The 16,653-nt window shown below is 70.4% G+C and carries 16 protein-coding genes; 7 read left to right on the plus strand and 9 right to left on the minus strand.

The genetic code is table 11. The features are described from left to right. Positions 1-24 precede the first annotated feature (24 nt). Positions 25-816 (plus strand): metalloregulator ArsR/SmtB family transcription factor, encoded by a 792-nt coding sequence (locus AB0G47_RS28020; protein WP_360775721.1) that lies wholly within the window; start codon positions 25-27, stop codon positions 814-816. 9 nt (positions 817-825) lie between these two features. Here AB0G47_RS28020 and AB0G47_RS28025 read toward each other — a convergent pair whose 3' ends face one another. Beyond that, positions 826-2,238, minus strand: coding sequence for a serine hydrolase domain-containing protein (locus AB0G47_RS28025; RefSeq protein WP_360775448.1), 1,413 nt, complete (start codon positions 2,236-2,238; stop codon positions 826-828). A gap of 170 nt (positions 2,239-2,408) precedes the next feature. Here AB0G47_RS28025 and AB0G47_RS28030 point away from each other — a divergent pair, with 170 nt between their 5' ends. The 3 genes from AB0G47_RS28030 (at position 2,409) to AB0G47_RS28040 (ending at position 4,044) form a co-directional block, all read left to right on the plus strand. Continuing rightward, a complete protein-coding gene (locus AB0G47_RS28030; protein ID WP_360775451.1) occupies positions 2,409-3,149 on the plus strand; it encodes a TetR/AcrR family transcriptional regulator C-terminal domain-containing protein in 741 nt (246 codons plus the stop codon). Between the two features lie 91 nt (positions 3,150-3,240). Beyond that, a complete protein-coding gene (locus tag AB0G47_RS28035) occupies positions 3,241-3,420 on the plus strand; it encodes a hypothetical protein (protein ID WP_360775453.1) in 180 nt (59 codons plus the stop codon). A 45-nt stretch (positions 3,421-3,465) separates the two neighbouring features. Next, positions 3,466-4,044, plus strand: a complete 579-nt coding sequence (locus tag AB0G47_RS28040) for a DinB family protein (protein WP_360775455.1) — start codon at positions 3,466-3,468, stop codon at positions 4,042-4,044. Between the two features lie 36 nt (positions 4,045-4,080). Here AB0G47_RS28040 and AB0G47_RS28045 read toward each other — a convergent pair whose 3' ends face one another. From AB0G47_RS28045 to aspS, 5 genes are all read right to left on the minus strand, one after another. Next, entirely contained in the window at positions 4,081-4,878 is a 798-nt protein-coding gene (locus AB0G47_RS28045) for a L,D-transpeptidase family protein (RefSeq protein ID WP_360775458.1), read from the minus strand. Positions 4,879-4,959: 81 nt separating this feature from the next. After that, positions 4,960-5,808, minus strand: a complete 849-nt coding sequence (locus AB0G47_RS28050) for a hypothetical protein (protein ID WP_360775461.1) — start codon at positions 5,806-5,808, stop codon at positions 4,960-4,962. Next, positions 5,801-6,304: a SigE family RNA polymerase sigma factor gene (locus AB0G47_RS28055; protein WP_360775464.1), complete on the minus strand. Its 504-nt coding sequence runs from the start codon at positions 6,302-6,304 to the stop codon at positions 5,801-5,803. The genes AB0G47_RS28050 and AB0G47_RS28055 overlap by 8 nt, the downstream gene beginning before the upstream one ends. 153 nt (positions 6,305-6,457) lie before the next feature. Continuing rightward, positions 6,458-6,787, minus strand: a complete 330-nt coding sequence (locus AB0G47_RS28060; protein ID WP_360775466.1) for a choice-of-anchor P family protein — start codon at positions 6,785-6,787, stop codon at positions 6,458-6,460. Positions 6,788-6,822: 35 nt separating this feature from the next. After that, on the minus strand, positions 6,823-8,607 hold the full coding sequence (aspS, locus tag AB0G47_RS28065) for an aspartate--tRNA ligase (RefSeq protein ID WP_360775468.1): 1,785 nt from the start codon (positions 8,605-8,607) through the stop codon (positions 6,823-6,825). 163 nt (positions 8,608-8,770) lie between these two features. Between aspS and AB0G47_RS28070 the strand changes: the two genes are divergently transcribed. After that, positions 8,771-10,957 carry a SpoIIE family protein phosphatase gene (locus AB0G47_RS28070; RefSeq protein WP_360775471.1) on the plus strand — a complete coding sequence of 729 codons (2,187 nt, stop codon included), beginning with the start codon at positions 8,771-8,773 and terminating at the stop codon, positions 10,955-10,957. On the opposite strand, the gene AB0G47_RS28075 is transcribed toward AB0G47_RS28070, so the two are convergent. After that, positions 10,954-11,991, minus strand: coding sequence for an AI-2E family transporter (locus tag AB0G47_RS28075; protein WP_360775474.1), 1,038 nt, complete (start codon positions 11,989-11,991; stop codon positions 10,954-10,956). The genes AB0G47_RS28070 and AB0G47_RS28075 overlap by 4 nt on opposite strands. 182 nt (positions 11,992-12,173) lie before the next feature. On the opposite strand from AB0G47_RS28075, the gene AB0G47_RS28080 reads away from it, so the two are divergent. After that, positions 12,174-12,500, plus strand: coding sequence for a GYD domain-containing protein (locus AB0G47_RS28080; RefSeq protein ID WP_360775477.1), 327 nt, complete (start codon positions 12,174-12,176; stop codon positions 12,498-12,500). Positions 12,501-12,523: 23 nt separating this feature from the next. Here the strand turns inward: AB0G47_RS28080 and AB0G47_RS28085 are convergent, their stop codons facing one another. Beyond that, complete coding sequence (locus tag AB0G47_RS28085; protein ID WP_360775479.1) at positions 12,524-13,498, minus strand: pirin family protein; 975 nt, start codon at positions 13,496-13,498, stop codon at positions 12,524-12,526. A 146-nt stretch (positions 13,499-13,644) separates the two neighbouring features. Next, on the minus strand, positions 13,645-14,136 hold the full coding sequence (locus AB0G47_RS28090; RefSeq protein WP_360775482.1) for an SseB family protein: 492 nt from the start codon (positions 14,134-14,136) through the stop codon (positions 13,645-13,647). Between the two features lie 145 nt (positions 14,137-14,281). Here AB0G47_RS28090 and AB0G47_RS28095 point away from each other — a divergent pair, with 145 nt between their 5' ends. Then, positions 14,282-16,108: an acyl-CoA dehydrogenase gene (locus AB0G47_RS28095; protein ID WP_360775485.1), complete on the plus strand. Its 1,827-nt coding sequence runs from the start codon at positions 14,282-14,284 to the stop codon at positions 16,106-16,108. Positions 16,109-16,653 lie beyond the last annotated feature (545 nt).

Here is a 16,653-nt window from a genome sequence, read left to right on the forward strand (position 1 = left end):
ACCAGCGGCGGCGCGGGCCCCAACATCGACAAGATCTTCAAGGCCCTCGCCGACCGCACCCGGCGGTATCTGCTCGACCTGTTGCGCGAGCGGGGCGGGCAGACGCTGGGGGAGCTGTGCGAGCGGGTCGAGATGTCGCGGCAGTCGGCCACCCAGCATCTGGGGATCCTGGAGGCCGCGAATCTCGTCAGCACCGCGCGGCGCGGCCGCGAGAAGCTCCACTACCTCAATCCCGTGCCGCTCCACGAGATCCAGGAGCGGTGGATCGACCGGTTCGAGCAGCCACGGCTGCGGGCACTGGGCGCGATCAAGCGACAGGCGGAGGACGACGCCACCATGAGCAGCGACAGCACCAGCACCAAGCCCTCGTATGTGTACGTCACGTACATCGAAAGCACCCCTGACAAGGTCTGGCACGCCCTCACCGACGCCGACCTGACCGCCGCCTACTGGGGGCACAGCAACGTCTCCGACGGGGAGTGGAAGGCCGGGTCCGGCTGGGCCCACCGGCGGACCGACGGATCGGGCATCGACGACGTCGTCGGCACCGTCGTGGAGAGCGTGCCGCCCACACGGCTCGTCACCACCTGGGGCGACCCGAACGACCGCGACGCCGAGCCCTCCCGCGTCACCTTCGACATCCAGCCGCACGGCGGCATCGTGCGCCTCACCGTCACCCACGAGAACCTCGCGGGCGAGCAGGACCTGAAGGACGTCGGGTCGGGGTGGCCCGCCGTGCTCTCCAACCTCAAGTCGCTTCTTGAGACGGGCAGTCCGCTGCCCCAGGAGCCGTGGGAGATGCCCGCGGGCGCGTGACGCCGGGCGTCAGGAGACCTTCGGCGCCGCCCGCATCCCGATGTAGCAGCACTCCGTGCCGTCGGACAGCGTCGAGAACACCACCGGCATATAGCCCTCGCTGAAGGACGGGCCCGCGCCCGTACCCGCGAAGACCGACTCCGTCACGGCGTACAGCTCCACGTCCAGCGGCGGCGAGAAGTCCTTCATGCCGTCCACGAACTCGTAGACCAGGTGGGGCGCGCCGTCGCGCTCGGAGACGGTGATGACGACACCCGCACGCTTGTACGTGCCGACGTACCGGGAGAAGTCCACCTCCGGTGCCTGCGCGGGCGGTTCGAACGCGTCCGGCATCCGCACGCCCGCAAGATCACCGAGCAGCTCGCGGAAGAGGGCGGCGTAGAGCTCGCGGGCGCCGCCGCCGTTGGTGAGGAGCGAGACGACCACGCCCGCGTGCGGGACGACGCGCAGGTAGCCGTACTGGCCTATCGCCGCGCCGTCGTGGCCGTAGCCCGCGATGCCGTCCCAGTCGTAGAGGGTCCAGCCGAGGCCCCAACCGTCCGCGCTGACCGTCCACTTGTCGGGTACGTCGACCACGCGACGCTGCATCTCCTCGACGGCCTGGGCGCTCAGCAGCCGGGTCCCGTCGGGGGCCGTGCCACCGTCGAGGTGCATCTTGGCCAGCCGCGCCACGTCACCGGCGGACACGAGGACCCTGCCGTACGGGCCGGCCGAGCGCGGCATCAGGTCCCAGGCGGGGGCCGGGTCCGGGTCCTGGCCCGGCTCCCCGAGGTGGCTCATCGCGACGCGGTACGAGAGCGCCTCCTCGGGCAGCGTCATGGAGCGTTCGAGGGCGAGGGGGGCGAAGAGGCGGTCCTTCAGGGCCTGGTCCCAGGTCAGGCCCGTCAGGACCTCGATGATGCGGCCGAGGACGTTGTAGGCGATGCCGCTGTAGGAGATCGCGGTGCCCGGGCGGCAGTCCATGGCCACGCCCTTGGCGGCCTCGACGTACCGGGCGAGACAGTCGTCGCCGCGCCCCGCGTCGTAGGTGAAGTCACACGTCAACCCGCTGGTGTGGGAGAGGAGTTGGCGGGTGGTGATGGTGCGCGTCGCGTCCTCGTCGGCCGCCTCGAACTCCGGGAGGATCTCCTTCACCGGCACGTCCAGGTCCAGTTCGCCCGCGTCGGCGAGACGCATGATCAGCGTCGCCGTGTAGGCCTTGGCGATCGAACCGGACTGGAACACCGAGTCCGTGGTCACCTCCACGCCGGTCCCGCGGTGGAGCACACCGCTCGCCAGCTCGTGGATCTCCCCGTCGACGAGCACCGCGAGTGCCGCTCCCGGCACGTGGTGGGCGGCACGCAGCTCGTCGAAGCGTGCCTGCCAGCGCTCAAGGTCGAACTTCTTCCCGGGGGCGTTCTGCTGCTCCGACACGTGCGGCATGGGGGCTCCTCTTCGAGTCTTCGAGGCGATGCTTGGCTGATGCGTACGGCGTGCTCTTGTTGCGAACACTGTGCGCATGGACTGTACGCATGAAGGATCGCCGTACGCAAGATGCGCACAGCGTGCGCGACGGGCTACCGTGAGACGCCGGAAACACACGAGGAGGCCCCATGCCCGCCGCCGAGAAGCCGATCGCCTCGGTCTGGACCCGCCCGCGCCGCGGGCGCGAGCAGCTGAGCCGCGAGCAGATCGTGGCCGAGGCCGTCCGGCTCCTCGACGCGGACGGCCTGGAATCGCTCAGCATGCGCAAGCTCGGCACCCGCCTCGACGCGGGCGCCACCTCGCTCTACCGGCACGTGGCCAACAAGGACGAGCTGATCGAGCTGGTCGTGGACGAGGTCTACGGAGAGCTGGACTTCCCCGCCGCGGACACGGCGGACTGGCGGACGGCTGCCGCCCGCAGCGCCCAGAGCCTGCGCGCGATGATCCTTCGCCACCCCTGGGTCGCCTCCGTGCTCGGCCAGGTCGGCCTCATCCACCTCGGCCCGAACGTGACGCGGATGTCGGAGCGGATGACCTCCGTGTACGCGACGGCCGGCTTCCCCCCGGACGAGACCGGGCAGGCCATGCGCACCGTCATCGCGTACGTCATCGGGATGGCGACCAGCGAGGCCGCGTATCTGTCGCTGATCGCCCGAAGCGGCGTGAGCGAGCAGGAGTTCGCACAGAACCTGCCGTCCGACAAGGGCGGGGCGGACGGAGACGGAGACGGGGACGGGGACGGGGACGGGGACGGGGACGGGGACCTGAAGGTCGGGAATCCGGAGCGGGCCCGCGACGAGGGCTTCGACTACGGGCTCCAGCGCGTGCTCGACGGGCTCGAGGTGCGCCTCGGCCGTGCCACGCCCTGAACGCGTACGGGGACTCAGGGTGATCTAAGTCATGCGGGGAGGCAGCGTGACTTGACGCCGTCTTCACATTTTCCTACGTAGGCTTCACGGTATGGCCACGACTCCCTCCCCCGACCGGCGCCGCACCGCCGACGAGGTCAACGAGGAGATCCGTGCGCTCTGGCTGCACGCGGGCGGACGGCTCCGCCCCGATGAGCGCCTGGTGTACGAACGCCTGGTCACCGAATGGGCCGAGGCCGAAGCCCACGCCTCACGGACACCTGCCGCCTGAGAAATCCCGGCATCGTTGTCAGTGGCGGCTGCCAGACTCGGCCGCATGACCGAAACGGGCAGTGGAAGCGGAAGCCAGAGCGGCGCATCAACACCCCTGCACTACACACCGCGTTGGAGCGGCGACACCCGTCGGCCGCCGCCCGGTACAGGCGGCGAGCGGGAGGCCCTGACCTCCTCCCTGGACTGGCACCGCGCCACCTTCGAGCTCAAGTGCGCGGGCCTGACCCAGGAGCAGCTCTCCGAGCGGGCGGTGTCCCCGTCCGGGATGTCGCTGCACGGGCTTGTGCGGCATCTGGCCGGGGTCGAGCGGTGGTGGTTCCGCATCCAGCTCTCGGGCGAGGACGTCCCGTTGCTCTACTACTCGGACGACGACCCGGACCAGGACTTCGGCGACCTGACCGGCGACGCCCGGGAGGCCTTCGCCGTCTGGCACGCCGAGTGCGAGCGGTCGCGGCGGATCGTCGAGGCCGCCGGATCGCTGGACGTGACGGGCATCCGCAGGTCCACCGGTGAGCCGATATCGCTGCGCAGGGTCCTGATCAACATGATCGAGGAGTACGCGCGGCACAACGGGCACGCGGACCTGCTGAGGGAGCGGATCGACGGGTCTACGGGGATGTAGGACCGGTCCACGGGGATGTAGGGACCGCGCCCCTGCCTACGCGCCCAGCGCCCCCGCGTCCCCCATCACGACCACCGGCTTCCGTGCCGGGTCCAGGCTCCGCAGCAGCTCCTTCATCCGCGCCTTCGGCAGCGACACACAGCCCTGCGTCGGGCCCCCGTGGTCCACGTGCAGCCAGATGCCGCCGCCCCGGCCCGCACCCAGCGGGCGCGTCCAGTCCAGCGGGGTTCTGCCCGGCTCGCGGTTGTAGTTGATGGCGATGACGTAGTCGAAGGAGCCGGTCAGCGGCTCGCCCTTGAAGCCCGTGCCGCGCGCGGTGAACGCCGGGCCCTGGTCGTAGGGGAAGCGGGTTCCGGGGTCCGGGAGGAGGCCGCCCGCGTCGGTCAGGCCGTAGACGCCGACGGGGGATTTGCGGTCGCCCTGCACATGGCGTGATGTCCAGCCCCGCAAGCCGTTGTGCGCGGGCCAGGGGTCCGACACCGGGCGCCAACCAGCCGCATCGGAAGGGGACTTGCGCATGTAGAGCACCGCCGTCGCGCGGTTCGCGTCGGGGGCCTCGCCCGTCACGACCAGGGCCTGGGTCGAGGAGCGGGGTATGCGGGACCGGGTCTTCGGCCCCAACGCCGGGATTTCGCGGGGCCGTTCGGGGGTCGCGCGGCTCGTCCGGGGCGCCTCGCTGACCGTCACCGCCTCACCGCTCTGGCTCCCGTCGGCCTGCGCGCCGGTTCCGCACGCGGTGAGCGGCAAGGTGAGCAGCAGGGTGAGTGCCGCGCCTGCGGCTGCGTACGCGGTGGGGTACGCAGCAGCGTGAGGGCGTCTGGATGATGAAGGCATACGGGGCTCCTGGGATGTCGCGCGCAAGGGTGCGGGGGGGGGAGTTACGGGCGTGGGTGCGGAGGAGGTGTCCGGTGAGCGTCAGTTCTTCGCCGGGGCCGTTGCCGGCGGTGAGCCCTCCGAGCCGAAATGCGCCGACCCGATGATCCGGTTCGCCTCGGCCAAGCGGGGCTTCGAGTCGCCCGGGGCCAGGCACAGGCTCGCCACGATCGCCATCCCCGGCTCCGGGGATTCGAGCACCGCCGTGAAGCTGAGCCCTCCCCCCGCCAGCGCACAGGACTTCCGCAAGGTCCCGCTCGTGAACCGGGGCGGATTCGTCGCCCTCTTGTCGAGGCCGCCCTCCTTCTCCGTCCGCAGTACGAGCAGCGCGCCGTCCTCCGGGTCGATGCGGTCCAGCGGGTTGCACCAGCCGCCCGGGTCGTCGGGCTCGCACGGCTGCTTGTACGGGGTGAGCCGCTGCGTGCCCGCGAAGCCGACCGGCGGGCTCTTCGTCCTGTCGTCCGCGGGGACCGCAAGCGCCTGCCAGTCCGCCGGCAGCCGCAGGGTCAGGCCGCCGCCCAACTCCCGGTAATTGACGTCCCGTTCACCCGAGGCCTGGCGGCTCGGCGGTGTCGCCGCCGGCGGTACCACCTCCGGGTCGGCCGACGGCCGCAGCGCCTGCGGCACCAGCACCCCGGCGAGGGCTAGCCCCGCCACCGAGGCCGCCGCCCCCGCCGCGATCCTGCGCCTGCGGCTGCGCGCGGCACGCTCGCGCACGCGGGCAAGGCGCGAGGCGGGCGCCTGCGGGCGCGGCACCGCACGCTCCAGGAACACCCGCAGCTCGCGTTCCTCGTCGTACGCGTCATGGGTGCCCTCGTCGTACGCGTCATGGATGTCATGGATGTCATGGCCGTCCTGGGCGTCCTGGGCGTCCTGGGCGTCCTCACTCACAGCGGTCCGCCTCCCTCGCCGGCAGCGCGGCACGCAGCGTGCGCAGCGCCTTCGCCGACTGGCTCTTCACCGTGCCCGGAGTGCAGCCGAGGATTCCGGCCGTCTCGTCCACACCGAGGTCCTCGAAGTAGCGAAGGACCACCACCGCCCGCTGTCTCGGCGGCAGCCGCCGCACGGCAGCGGCGAGCGACTGCTCCAGGTCCACCCCCTCGTACGCGTCCAACTCGCCTGCCCGTTCGGGCAGTTCGCCGTGCGGGACCTCCGCCCTCCAGTGCCGGCGCCACCACGAGGTGTGGGTGTTGACGAGAATCTTGCGTACGTACGCCTCCGGATGCTCCTGGCCGATCCGCCGCCACTTCGGCCAGGCCTTTGCGAGCGCCGTCTGCAACAGGTCCTCCGCGAGATGCGCGTCGCCCGTGAGCAGCCACGCCATCCGCAGCAGCCGCGGCCCACTGGCGGCGACGAACTCCTCGAACTCGAAGCCGCCACCTCGCATCGCATCCCCGCCGTTCTCCTCGGTCTCCCATATCCGTGGAACGCGATGGGCCTCCGATCAGGTTGCCCGCCCCCGAAAGGAGAGTTGCCCGCCTCCGGAAAGAGAAGAGGGGCCCGGAACCTTTTGGTTCCGGGCCCTGCGACCGCCCATCCGCTACGCGCAGTCGTGCGCGCTGCTGGTGCTCGAACCGATCACCACATCCACACCGGCCAGCGTCGTCAGGTGGACCGCGTTGACCGTCAGCCCCTTGTCCGCGCCCTCCACCGGGATCTGCTCGTTGACGACGAGCCTGCCCGCGAGGCCGAGGTCGACCTCGTACCCAGGTGTGTCAGGGGCGGTGATCGGGGCGCCCGCGACGGTCAGTTCCAGGCTCACGCTGCCCTTCGCCGCCGCACAGCTGCTGGACGACTTCGACGTCAGACCGGAGATCCCGATCACCGGGAGGCCGGGCAGGCCGATGGACGCGAAGGGCCCCGGGACCATGCCGGTCCCGGGGCCCAACTGGCCGAAGCCCAGGCTTACTTGTCCGCCTCACCCTTGCCGGAGGCGACCGGCTTGCGCAGCGCGATGTTCAGCTCGCGCAGGCGCGACTCCTCCAGCTCGGAGGGGGCGCCCATCATCAGGTCCTGTGCGTTGCCGTTCAGCGGGAACGCGATGGTCTCGCGGATGTTCGGCTCGTCCGCGAGGAGCATCACGATGCGGTCGACGCCGGGGGCGATCCCGCCGTGCGGCGGGGCGCCGAGGCGGAAGGCGCGGAGCATGCCCGCGAACTCCTGCTCGACCGTCTCGCGCTCGTAGCCCGCGATCTCGAAGGCCTTCAGCATGACCTCGGGCTCGTGGTTACGGATGGCGCCGGAGGACAGCTCGATGCCGTTGCAGACGATGTCGTACTGCCAGGCGAGGATGTCGAGCGGGTCCTTCTCCTCCAGGTCCTTCATGCCGCCCTGGGGCATCGAGAAGGGGTTGTGGGAGAAGTCGATCTTGCCGGTGTCCTCGTCCTTCTCGTACATCGGGAAGTCGACGATCCAGCAGAAGCGGAAGACGCCCTCTTCGAAGTGGCCCGCGCGCTTGGCGGCCTCGACCCGGACGGCCGACATGATCTTGGAGACCTCGTCGAACTCGCCCGCGCCGAAGAAGACGGCGTGACCGGGGGCCAGCGAGAGGCGCTTCGTGAGCTCCTCGACGTTCGCCTCCGTCAGGAACTTGGCGATCGGGCCGGTCAGCGAGCCGTCCTCGGCGACGCGCACCCAGGCCAGGCCCTTCGCGCCCTGCTCGACGGCGTAGTCACCGAGGCCGTCGAAGAACTTGCGGGACTGGGACGCCGTGTCCGGGACCGGCAGGGCGCGCACGTGCTTGCCCGCGAAGGCCTTGAACTCGGAGTCGGCGAAGATGTCCGTGATGTCGCTCAGCTCGAGCTGCGCGCGCAGGTCCGGCTTGTCGTTGCCGTACTTCAGCATCGACTCGCGGAACGGGATGCGCGGGAACGGCGAGGTGACGTGCCGGCCGTTGCCGTACTCCTCGAAGATCTCCGTCATCAGCTTCTCGATGGGCTGGAAGACGTCTTCCTGCTCCACGAAGCTCATCTCGACGTCGAGCTGGTAGAACTCGCCCGGCGAGCGGTCCGCGCGCGCGTCCTCGTCGCGGAAGCACGGCGCGATCTGGAAGTAGCGGTCGAAGCCCGAGATCATCAGCAGCTGCTTGAACTGCTGCGGGGCCTGCGGCAGCGCGTAGAACTTGCCCGGGTTCAGGCGGGAGGGGACGACGAAGTCGCGGGCGCCCTCGGGGGACGTCGCGGCGAGGATCGGCGTCGCCATCTCGTTGAAGCCGAGGGCGACCATCTTCGAGCGGATCGAGGCGATCACCGACGAGCGCAGCATGATGTTGCGGTGCATGCGCTCGCGGCGCAGGTCGAGGAAGCGGTACTCCAGGCGCCGCTCCTCGTTCACGCCGTCGTCCGCGTTGACCGTGAAGGGCAGCGGGGCCGCGGTGCCGAGCACCTCGACCTCGGCGGCCTCGATCTCGATCTCGCCGGTGGGCAGCTCCGGGTTCACGTTCTCCGCGCCGCGCGACACGGCCTTGCCGTCGACCCGGACGACCGTCTCCTTGGAGAGCTTGTCCAGGACCTCGGCGGCCTTGGTGCCGGGGCGGGCCACCAGCTGCGTGATGCCGTAGTGATCGCGCAGATCGATGAAGAGGATGCCGCCCAGGTCTCGGCGATTGTGCAGCCAGCCGCTCAGCCGGACGTCGGAGCCGACGTCAGAGGCGCGGAGCTCGCCGCAGGTGTGGGACCTGTACCGATGCATCGTCGTTCATCCAGTCTTCGCGAATAGGGGAGAGAGCAGACAGGCACCAAGGCTACCGTCCGGGCGGAGATCGCTTTCCGGATTACCGCCGGAGGCACTCTCCGGAGGCTCCCCGGCACCCCGTCGGTGGCGCCTTCTCCGCTGATCTTCCTAAAGTGGGTCAATGCGCACTGACGATCCCCCGCAGCAGGCGGGGGACGATCCCCTGCCTCCCGTACGGGACGTCCTGACCGCCATCGCGACCGGTCTGTGGCGCTGGGACAACGCAGCCGGGGTCGTCACACTCGACGCGGAGGCGGCCCGGCTCCTCGGCCTTCCCGCACGCGCGCAGACCCTCACCGAGGCGGGCGTGCGCTCCCGCTTCCACCCCGTCGACTGGAACGAGATCGACGGCATCGTCCAGCTCGCCGTCGCCGAGGGCACCCTCGCCGAGGCCCGCCTGCGGATCATGGACGAGCAGGGGCGGCGGGTCCTGCGCATCGTGCGCAGCCGCTCGAAGCCGATCGTGGACGCGGCCACTCATTCGTACGAGCTGATCGGCACCCTGCAGGAAGTGACCGAGCCCCCGCCGGGCGCCGCCCATCGCACCCCGGTCACCGGCGACTGGCGACGCTCCCGCGAGGCGTTCCTGCTCGACGCGGGGCGTGCGCTGGCCGAGGCGACCTCGACCGAGGAGGTGCTCCGGGTCGCGAGCGGGCTCTCGATGCCGGGGTTCTCGCCGGACGGGCTCGGGGTCTTCGGGATCGAGGGCGACCGGCTCAAGGTCATCGGGCACCACGGTCACAAGCCGGGCGACGACACGCCCTTCATGGCGATGCCGCTGGACACCGACTATCCGGCCGCCGAGGTGGTCCGCACGGGCCGCGCGGTGTACCTCTCGTCGCCGGAGGAGTACCACGAGCGCTATCCGGCGACCTGGCCGCTGGCACAGCGCTTCGAGCGGCAGTCCTGGGCGTTCCTGCCGCTGACCGTGGCGGGCCGCACGATGGGCGCCTGGCTGGCGGCCTTCGCCTACCCCGTCTCGTTCACGCCGGACGAGCGCGCGGTCCTGACGACGGTGGCCCGGATGCTGGCGCAGGCCCTGTCGCGGGCCGGGGTCGCCGAGTCGGAGCGCAAGCTCACGGAGGGCCTGCAGCGCTCGATGCTGCCGCTGCTCGGGCCGCGGATCCCGGGGATGAGCGTGGCCGCGCGGTATGTGCCGACCGGGGGCGGGCTCCAGGTGGGCGGCGACTGGTACGACATGATTCCGCTGCCCAACGGCCGCATCGCGTTCGTCATCGGCGACGTACAGGGTCATGACGTGCGCGCTGCGGGCCTGATGGGGCAGCTGCGGATCGCCCTGCGCGCGTACGCGTCCGAGGGCCACCGCCCCGACGCGGTGCTCTCCCGTGCGACCCGCTTCCTCTCCGGGATCACGGACGGCATCACGGGCGGCTCCAGCGGCGAGGCGGCCGGCGACAGGGCCGACCCGCGCTTCGCGACCTGCCTGTACGTGGAGGCCGACCCGGCCTCCGGCGTCCTGGAGATGGCCCGCGCGGGCCACCCGGAGCCGGCGATACGGATGGCCGACGGAACGGTCGTGCAGCGCCCCGTCGCGGGCGGTCTGCCGCTCGGCATCGACCCCGACGCCGACTACCCCACGACCCGGCTCGTCCTGGAGGCCGGCGAGACGATGCTGGTCTGCACGGACGGGCTCATCGAGACCGGCGGCCACGATCTGGACAGCGGCTGGACCCGGATCCGCAAGATCCTGGAGGAGTACGACGCCGCCGGTGACGGTGACGGCGGCGACGGCCTCGAAGAGCTCGCCGACACCCTCGTACAGGCCGTGCACGGGCCCTCGTCGCACCACACCACGGGCCCGCTCGCGGACCGCCGCGAGGACGACATAGCGGTCCTGCTGCTGCGCAGGACGGGCCGCCCCGAGCTGCGCACGGCCGCGCGCCGCACCGTCCTGACGGTCGCGCAGGCCGAGCCGGAGCGGATCGCGGGGGCGCGGCAGCACGTCCGGGAACTCCTTCACGACTGGGCGGACCCCGATCAGGTCGACTCGGCGGTCCTGATGGTCTCCGAGATGGTCACGAACGTCCTGGTACACACGGACGGCGACGCGCTCCTGGTCGCCGAGGTCATCGGGGAGCCGGGCACGCGCCGCCTGCGCGCGGAGGTCTCCGACAGCAGCGACGACCTGCCCCACAAACGCCACCCCGGCGAGCTGGCATCGTCCGGCCGTGGCCTGGTCCTGATGGAGCTGCTCGCGGACGCGTGGGGGGTGGATCCGCGGGGCGACGGCAAGAGCATCTGGTTCGAGCTGCACGAGGGGAACGGCAGCCCGTCCGGCGAGGCCTAGCCCGCGCCGGCGTACCGCCCCCGCAGCTCCGAGAACACCCCGAACGCCGCCGCCGTCACCGGCACGGCGAGCAGCATCCCCAGGATTCCGGCCACCGAGGCGCCCGCGGTGATCGCCAGCATCACGATCGCCGGGTGCATCTGCACCGTCCGCGACTGGATCATCGGCTGCAGCACATGCCCCTCGAGGACCTGCACAGCGAGCACCACCCCCAGCACCCACAGCGCGATGAACACTCCCCGGTCGGCCAGCGCGACGAGCACGGCGACGGCCCCGGAGATGAACGCCCCCAGGTAGGGGATGTACGCGCCGATGAAGACGAGCGCCCCAAGACCCCACGCCCCCGGCACCCGCAGGATCAGCAGCCCCACGGTGATGCAGATCGCGTCGATGAGCGCGATGAAGGTGGTCCCGCGCATGAAGCCCTCGACCGCCTCGAAGGCCCGGCGGCCCATCGCCTCGACGGTGTCGGCGCTGCCGCGCGGGGCGAGCGAGCGGATGGAGCCCATGGCCCGTTCGGAGTCGCGCAGGAAGAAGAAGACGAGCAGCAGCGCGAGCACGGCCATGGCGATCATCTCGCCGACGACGCTCAGCCCGCTGATCACCCCGGACGCGGCGGATCCGCCGAACTTGCCGAGCAGGTCCTTCGCGTTGGACGCCATGTCCTCCAGCGAGGTCCCGGCCGCCCCGAAGTGCTTCGACAGGTCGGCCGCGGCCTGCTTCAGGGAGGCGATGATCTGGTCGCCGGTGTCGATCAGGGCCTTGACGACGACGTACAGCGCGCCGCCGACGACCGCGACGACGGCCGCACAGGTGAGACCGGCGGCCAGTGAGCGCTGCACCTTCATCTTCAGGAGCCACCGGTAGACGGGCCCGAGGAGTGCCGTGCCGAGCAGGGCGAGGAGCACCGGAGTGACGGCCGTCTTGAAGATGATGACGAGCCAGATCGCCACGGCCGCCACGCCGGTGGCGAGCAGCAGCACGACACACCAGGCGGCGATGCGGCGCGCGTGCTCGGGCAGAAGGGTGCTCACCCTCCTACCCGAGCACGGCCGCCGGGGCCCCGCACGTCAGGTACGGCTACACGCCGCGCACGGCGGGCACCTTCGGGGGAACCACGGTCGGCCCCGGCCCTTGTGCCACCCGGCGCGGGCATCGTCGATGAAGCGAAGGGACGAGACGAGACGACGACGACGAGACGAAAGAAAGGGACACGATGCCGCTCTACCTGACGAGGTTCAGCTACACGCCGGAGACCTGGGCAAGGCTCACCGGCAACCCCGAGGACCGCTCACAGGCCGCCCGGTCGTACATCGAGTCCGTCGGCGGGAAGCTCCACGGCTTCTGGTACGCCTTCGGAACCCACGACGGCTACAACCTCTGGGAAGCTCCGGACAACGTCTCCATGGCCGCGGTAGCGCTGGCGATCAGCGGAGGCGGCGCGCTCAGCTCGTTCGAGACGACCGTCCTCCTGAGCGTCGACGAAACACTGGACGCCCTGCGCAAGGCCGAGCAGATCCAGTACCGGGCTCCTGGCGAGTAGAGACCAGGAGCCCGCCGCTGCGCCTACAGCAGCCCGCCCTCGGACATCCCGTGCACCGCCGGGATCGTCCCCAGGCGGCCCTTCTGGAAGTCCTCGAAGGCCTGCTGCAGTTCCTCGCGGGTGTTCATGACGAACGGCCCGTAGTGCGCCATCGGCTCCCTGAGCGGCTGTCCGCCGAGGAGCACGACCTCCAGGTCGGGATGGTTGGAGTCCTGCTTGTCGTCCGCGCGGACCGTCAGCGAGGAACCCGCCCCGAACACGGCCGTCTGCCCCAGGTGCACGGGCCTGCGCTCCGTTCCGACCGAGCCGCGTCCCGCAAGGACGTAGGCGAGACCGTTGAAGTCCGCACGCCAGGGCAGCGTGATCTCCGCGCCGGGACGCAGCGTCGCATGGACCATCGTGATCGGCGTGTGCGTGATGCCGGGACCCTCGTGGCCGTCGAGCTCGCCCGCGATGACACGGAGCAGCGCGCCGCCGTCGGGCGTGCTCAGGAGCTGCACCTGACCGCCGCGGATGTCCTGATAGCGCGGATCCTTCATCTTGTCCTTGGCGGGCAGGTTGACCCACAGCTGAAGGCCGTGGAACAGCCCGCCGGACGCCACGAGCGACTCGGGCGGAGTCTCGATGTGCAGGAGGCCGGAGCCCGCCGTCATCCACTGGGTGTCGCCATTGGTGATGGTGCCGCCACCGCCGTTGGAGTCCTGGTGCACGAAGGTTCCGTCAATGATGTACGTGACGGTTTCGAAGCCACGGTGCGGGTGCCAGGGGGTCCCTTTCGGCTCCCCGGCCCCGTAGTCCACCTCGCCCATCTGGTCCATCATGATGAACGGGTCGAGGTACTTGTAGTTGATCCCCGCGAAGGCCCGGCGCACCGGAAAGCCCTCGCCCTCGAAGCCACTGGGTGCGTCGGTCACGGCGAGCACGGGGCGGGCCACGGCGTCGCCGGACGCGGCCACACGGGGCAGGGTCAGCGGGTTCTCGACGGTCACTGCGGGCATGTCGGTGCCTCCTTCTCGTACGCTCAGTTTAGTTGAACGTAGAACTTCTTGCCACTGGGAACGCGAGACGCCCGGAGGGCATTCCCTCCGGGCGTCAGGGCGGTGTCAGTGAACGAGGCGGCTAGCCGCCTGCGCAGCAGTGGCGGCTAGCCATACATCCTCCGCATCGCGAAGTCGACCATCTGCTCGACGGCCTTCGCGTCGAAGACCATGCGGTGCTCGCCCTCCATGTCGAGCACGAAGCCGTAGCCGGTGGGGAGGAGGTCGATGACCTCGGCTCCCGTGATCACGAAGTACTTGGACTCCTTGCCCGCGTACCGCCGCAGCTCCTTGAGCGAGGTGAACATCGGGATCACCGGCTGCTGGGTGTTGTGCAGGGCGAGGAAGCCGGGGTTGTCGCCGCGCGGGCAGTAGACCTTGGACGTCGCGAAGGCCTGCTGGAAGTCCTCGGCGGACATCGAGCCCGTGGTGAAGGCACGCACCGCGTCCGCGAGGGACGGGGGCGACGGCTCGGGGTAGAGCGGGGGCTGCTGGGCGTACCCGCCCGCGCCGCCGGGCATCTGCTGCTGCGGCGGCGGCTGGGCCCCCGGCGGGGCGTACTGCTGCTGGGCGCCAGGGCTCTGGTCGTAGCCGTACATGACCGCAAGAGTACTGAGCCCGCGCGAGTGCTGAGTCACAGATGACCCATTAGGGGTTGCTTCTTATTACTGGCGGGTAGCATCATCGTAGCTACTAGCTGGTACTGATCCCGTTGATCCCTTTTCTGCTTACGGAGCCGTCGCCATGGGGCACTACAAGTCGAATCTCCGCGACATCGAGTTCAACCTCTTCGAGGTGCTCGGCCGCGACAAGCTGTACGGCACCGGCCCGTTCGCGGAGATGGACGTCGACACCGCCAAGAGCATCCTCGACGAGCTGCGCAGGCTCGCCGAGAACGAGCTGGCCGAGTCCTTCGCGGACGCCGACCGCAACCCGCCGGTCTTCGACCCGGAGACCAACACCGCACCGGTCCCGGAGTCCTTCAAGAAGAGCTACCAGGCCTTCATGGACTCCGAGTACTGGCGCCTCGGCCTGCCCGAGGAGATCGGCGGCACGACCTCGCCGCGCTCGCTGATCTGGGCGTACGCGGAGCTGCTGCTCGGCGCCAACCCGGCGGTGTGGATGTACTCCTCCGGTCCGGCGTTCGCGGGCATCCTGCACGAAGAGGGCAACGAGGCGCAGAAGAAGATCGCCGCGATCGCCGTCGAGAAGCAGTGGGGCTCGACGATGGTCCTGACCGAGCCGGACGCCGGTTCGGACGTGGGCGCGGGCCGCACGAAGGCCACGCTGCAGGAGGACGGCTCCTGGCACATCGAGGGCGTGAAGCGCTTCATCACGTCCGGTGAGCACGACATGTCGGAGAACATCCTCCACTACGTCCTCGCGCGCCCCGAGGGCCACGGCCCCGGCACCAAGGGCCTGTCCCTCTTCCTCGTACCGAAGTACGAGTTCGACTGGGAGACCGGCGAGCTGGGCGCCCGCAACGGCGTCTACGCCACGAACGTCGAGCACAAGATGGGCCTCAAGGCGTCCAACACGTGCGAGATGACGTTCGGCGACCAGCACCCCGCCAAGGGCTGGCTGATCGGCGACAAGCACGAGGGCATCCGCCAGATGTTCATGATCATCGAGTTCGCCCGCATGATGGTGGGCACGAAGGCGATCGCGACGCTGTCGACGGGTTACCTGAACGCCCTTGAGTACGCCAAGGAGCGCGTGCAGGGCCCGGACCTCGCCCAGTTCATGGACAAGACGGCGCCCAAGGTCACCATCACGCACCACCCGGACGTACGCCGCTCGCTGATGACGCAGAAGGCGTACGCGGAGGGCATGCGCGCGCTGGTCCTGCACACCGCGGCCGTCCAGGACGACATCCAGATCAAGGAGGCGGCGGGCGAGGACGCGTCGGCGCTGATCGCCCTCAACGACCTGCTCCTGCCGATCGTGAAGGGCTACGGCTCGGAGAAGTCGTACGAGCAGCTGGCGCAGTCGCTCCAGACGTTCGGCGGCTCGGGGTACCTCCAGGAGTACCCGATCGAGCAGTACATCCGTGACGCGAAGATCGACACCCTCTACGAGGGCACCACGGCGATCCAGGGCCAGGACTACTTCTTCCGGAAGATCGTCCGCAACCAGGGTGCCGCGCTGAACGGCCTCGCCGAGGAGATCAAGAAGTTCCTCGCGGTCGGCACGGGCGGCGAGGCGCTGGCCGGTGCCCGCGAGGAGCTGGCCAAGGCCGCGGTCGAGCTGGAGGCCATCGTCGGCGTCATGCTGACGGACCTCGCGGCGACGGAGCAGGACGTCAAGTCCATCTACAAGGTGGGCCTCAACACGACCCGCCTCCTGATGGCCTCGGGCGACGTGGTCGTCGGCTACCTCCTGCTGCGGGGCGCGGCGGTGGCCGCGGAGAAGCTGGAGACGGCTTCGGCGAAGGATGTCGCCTTCTACCAGGGCAAGATCGCCGCGGCCAAGTTCTTCGCCACGAACGTCCTGCCGGGTGTCGCCTCGGAGCGGAAGCTCGCCGAGGGCGTCTCCCTGGACCTGATGGAACTGGACGAGGCTGCGTTCTAGCCCCTGACCTGTTCCCTGCGGCCCGCTTTCCCCTCCGGGGGGGGGCGGGCCGCGGTGCGTTGCCTGCCCGGGGGGGCGGGCCGCGGTGCGTTGCCTGCCCGGGGGGGGGTGGGCCGCGGTGCGTTGCCTGCCCGGGGGCTTCCCCCTCCGGGGAGGCAGGCCGCGGGGTGCCCACCGCTACCCCACCCATCCCGGCGCTGCGCGCCGGCTCTTTCCCGCCCGCCCACCCGATTACCCCGCGTCTGGCACCTCGCACGGGCCGCACTGTCGCCCTGCGGATCGGCTCCTTCCTTCACGGCGCTTCGCGCCGATTACCCCACCCACCCACCCGATCACCCCGCGCCAGACACCTCGCGCAGGTAGCACTGTCACCCGGCGTCGGCGCATTCGTCTGCGGATCCGCTCCCTCCTCGCCGGCGCTCCGCGCCGGATTCCCCCACCCACCCGCCCGTTCACCCTGCAGATCCGGGTGACCAGGTGAGTGGGCGGGACAGAGCGGGACGGCGCCGCAGACCAAGGGCGGCCAGGACCAGAGCCCGCCCCAC

This window comes from Streptomyces sp. NPDC021622 (genome assembly GCF_040640795.1).
Taxonomy (GTDB): Bacteria; Actinomycetota; Actinomycetes; order Streptomycetales; family Streptomycetaceae; genus Streptomyces.